Source organism: Limnobacter sp. SAORIC-690, from assembly GCF_002954425.1.
GTDB classification, from domain to species: Bacteria; Pseudomonadota; Gammaproteobacteria; order Burkholderiales; family Burkholderiaceae_B; genus Limnobacter; species Limnobacter profundi.
The window spans coordinates 862,414-866,112 of sequence record NZ_MQVZ01000001.1 but is presented as its reverse complement, the minus strand read 5'-3'; the positions used below and the strand labels follow the sequence as shown (position 1 = coordinate 866,112).

The following is a 3,699-nucleotide window of genomic DNA, read 5'->3' as shown; positions in this document are numbered from 1 at the left end:
TTCAGTGAGGCCAGCCAAGGAAATGAGACGCTGAGCGATCGACTCTTCATCCAATTTAAATACCCTGCCAGGAGAACCTTCTGCGTAGGCGATTGCTTCAAATGCCAGCGAACTTTGTCCCTCGGCTGTTCGATCCCAAAAATCGATCAATGCGTAGGCAAATGCTCCGTCATGGAGAGATGCCTTAGGACCTCGTCGGAATGCATACTGACCCTTGTGAACTTCTTGAAGTAATCCAAGTTCTCCAAGCAGAGGTTCCGCAAAGTCCTCCGGAGATCCTCCTGCTGATCTAGGCGAATAACTGCGCAGGCAGGTTTCCAAGTCGCGGGACAGCGTGGAAGCTGAAAGTCGATGCTTTGGATCAAGCTCCCGTGCATAGCGAGCCAATGGTTCTTCAAGTTCTTGGCGAGTAAATGTAGGAGCAGTTACATGGTTAAACAGCCAATACCAAGTGGTGGATCGATGGCAACGACCAGCAAGCTGCCAGTGTGCTAGCCAGGCAGTTGTGGGGTTCTCGGCATATGGATCAAGCCCCCCGTCTTTCAGGATTTCAGTAGCGAGGCTGCCAACTTGAAAGTTGTCCCCATCTTCAACCATAATCCCACAGGCGAGTGCCCAATGACGAATCGATGACACCATGTTCTTACCCACCCCGAAGCCAGCGATTGCGGCTTCATCAGTAAAGGCGGACTTCCTGATTACGCCACCATCGATGGTCTGCTCGAACGCTTTTTTGAGCCACATTTGACGCAGAGGGAAGGTTTCATGGCCCGAAAAGTGGGAGGGCGGCCAGCCCCCTGAAATTCTATTTATGTTTGGCATACGCTTGTTGCACTCCTCCCGGTCGTCTCAACTGGTGAAGTCCACCAGTTTAGAACAGAGGTCTTGGATGATAATAACATTTGTTGAGTTACGCAACACTATGCACGCTGTTTGAGCTGCGAAGGCAGTGTTAGATCGGTGGTAAATGAGGTCCGGTCCTGCGCTGTAGTGATGTGGTTGCTTTTGTCCACTTATGATTGATTTCTCATATGCAGGATGCTTGACTGCCCCACCTATCGAGGCAACTTCTTGTAGTGCTGATAGACCCCCTGTTTTTCTTTGAGCTTTTGGTGACTTGATCAAAAATTAAGCATCAGAGGAAATTCGTTGGGAGTTTGAGATGAATGCAATTACTGAATCGGTAGACTTTTCAGAAGAGTGTCATGATGACCATAAAAGTTTAATACGATCATTTCAAAGAAGTTTTGAAGAAAAAAAGGGTCAGAACCTAACCTTTTTTGAGAAGCGGCTTTTAGTGGGTTTTGTAGTGCAAACGGATAGCGCGCACTGTAACCCCACGGTTAATCCACATTTGTTCGTTAAGAATAAAGCGATGGCGGCGTGTAGGACTTTCATAGACGGACTAGAACGCTTTGCAAAGGCTCATCAAATTCCCTGCGCATTTTCGATTGCAAGTAGTTGGGTTGGGGTCTACGCGGTTGTTTATATTTCAACCGATGACATAGTTTTCGATCAATTAAAGGAGGCGAATTACACTGATGCTCTGGCGGTGGGCTGTCAAATATTTGAGGAGGCGGCATATCAAGAATTTATGAACTCCTCTTTGAACTTGCGCACATTGGGCCAATCCCCTGTTGCTAAGTTCAAAGGACCTTTGCATGAATGCTTTAACGGATACTTCAGCAAAAGCTTTGATTTGGGTCTGCATGGGGTTGCGGTTTTCGATGAAGAACAGTTTTTAGATTATTCCGGATTTTCGAGAAACCAATCTACTCAAGATTGTCTGACTCAAAGCCTCAACATCACTGATTTAATGTGGCAAGGGTCTGGCGTTTTTAAAGCGAGAATTTGCTCGGAATTTGTAACTCACGGGAAAAAAGTGGTGTTCAATTTCAATCCCATTTTTGACTTTGCTATTCGTCAATTAGCAGGGTCGACTGTGAGTCTAAAATTGAATTTTGAGCATAGCGAATCGATTGATACCCATCTCCTAAAGCTCCTAATAGCTCCTGAGAAGGAGAAGATATTGCTCGCCACGAAATCAAAAATCGATAATCTTTCGAGGGCCATAGCCGATGAGATTTTATGATTCAATAGGTGGCTTTGCGATTCCCCAGATGAGAATACAGGCCATAAAAACAATCCAGGTATCGATGTGATTTCGAGCATATTTCCATTTTAATCGGACTCGTTTTTGGGTTGTTCTTAATTCATCTGTGACTTCGTTAGCTATTGCAGTCTCGGTCGGTACAATGGTTTTTTCGATTTTGCAAGAGCTTATCTCTGAGATTAAACGAGAGACGAGGTCTGCGTGTAGATCATTTGGATGTTCTAGTTCGAAATCACTTAAATCCGGCAGGATAGACCGCAGCAGCAAAAAGTCATTTTTGGTTTTTAAAATCAATTGTCCGTTGATCGCGTTTATTTCCTGAAGCGAACTTCCGCTGATAACTGGTCGAATTTCGGACTTCTGCTTATAGACGGTATGAAGAAGTTTGCGAAATTGCTCTGAATCTCTAAAGCTTGTTTTTCTTAGCAATGATTTTTCAAATTTAATTTGTTGACCTTGCAATTCGATTTTCAAGCTTGACGGATGAAATCCAATCATTGAGCTTAGCAAGCTACTGACGTTTAATACTTCATAGGGTAAAAGCGTCAATTCCTCTGAAGTAAGCAATGCTTTCACCTTTCCAATTTCTGCAGGCGAGAGTAGTTTCTCTGTGATTTCATCTTGGCTTATTTGAATAATCTTTTCGCTTTGCTCAGTATGGAAAAGTTCTGAAAGCTCCACCAAGTGTGCAGATACCTCTGTGGTCGCACCTGAGCCACGACGACGACCTTTGCTAACATTTTTGGTTATTTCATCAAAAATGTGGATGTAATGTTGAACGGTTGTTTCGAATTGACTGTGCCCAAGTTGTGCCTGTAAAACCGAAAACGCTCGTGAACTAGGTGCCAGAGTCTCGGTTGTTAAACCAACATTTTTTCTGAATTCCTTGTTCAAACCAACGCGGGGTGCAAGATGTATTTGCGCAAAACCTTTTCTCAAACTGTGTGAAGTAGCCATTGGATTACCAGTGAATGCCCGTAGTTCCTTGACGAATTTACCGTTGAGTTGCCGATGGTTCTTCTTGCCAAGCCCGAAGATCTCTTGCTTAGGATTCTGTTCAACAGAGTCAGAAAGAATCTGTTTGATATAAATCGAGATCACCGCTTTTTCATGTTTCGATAGATTGTTAGTATCTTCAAGAAAAACGTAGCGTGGCGATTTGTCGAATTTGATGTCTCGTTTCTTATTGCGTCTAACTACAATTCCCAGAAGGGCTGTGTCGAGTCTTATCAGATCTCTGAACTCAAGGCCTAGTGCCTCGTTTATTCGCAAGCCGAATCTGTAAAGAAAAATTCCAAGAAGTGATAGCCATATTCCATCGGGTGTATATGAATATTTCTTATTCAACTGCCTCACTAAAGAATTGTATTGAATGCGTGTTGTCCAACATGGCGCGACTGTTTTTTTAGAACTTACATATTTAATATTCACTTCAAAAAAATCTTCCGAATATTGTTCGCCCAAAAAAGTGAAGAATCGTCTAAGCGCCGCATGATGAATTCTTCTGTCTCTTTTACCTTCAGCCCAATTTTCGAATTCGTCAACACAGATCTGTGCATCTGTGGCGTCAAAGTTTTGAATCGATC

Annotated in this window: 3 protein-coding genes; 1 reads left to right on the top strand and 2 read right to left on the bottom strand. The window is 43.5% G+C overall.

Going from position 1 to position 3,699, the window contains the following annotated elements:
• Positions 1-822 (bottom strand): DUF4007 family protein (locus tag BSZ31_RS04090; RefSeq protein ID WP_105027665.1); only part of this gene is annotated, 822 nt, incomplete at its 3' end.
• A gap of 340 nt (positions 823-1,162) precedes the next feature.
• Here BSZ31_RS04090 and BSZ31_RS04085 point away from each other — a divergent pair.
• The gene (locus BSZ31_RS04085) at positions 1,163-2,092 is read left to right on the top strand and encodes a hypothetical protein (RefSeq protein WP_105027664.1); all 930 of its coding nucleotides are present in this window, start codon (positions 1,163-1,165) and stop codon (positions 2,090-2,092) included.
• Here BSZ31_RS04085 and BSZ31_RS04080 read toward each other — a convergent pair.
• Positions 2,087-3,699: tyrosine-type recombinase/integrase (locus BSZ31_RS04080; RefSeq protein ID WP_168426838.1), on the bottom strand; the 1,613-nt coding region annotated here is incomplete at its 5' end. The genes BSZ31_RS04085 and BSZ31_RS04080 overlap by 6 nt on opposite strands.

What these genes read in the sequence shown, in the direction of transcription:
- BSZ31_RS04085 (WP_105027664.1), top strand. Translation starts at nt 1,163, where the DNA reads ATGAATGCAATTACTGAATCGGTAGACTTTTCAGAAGAGTGTCATGAT.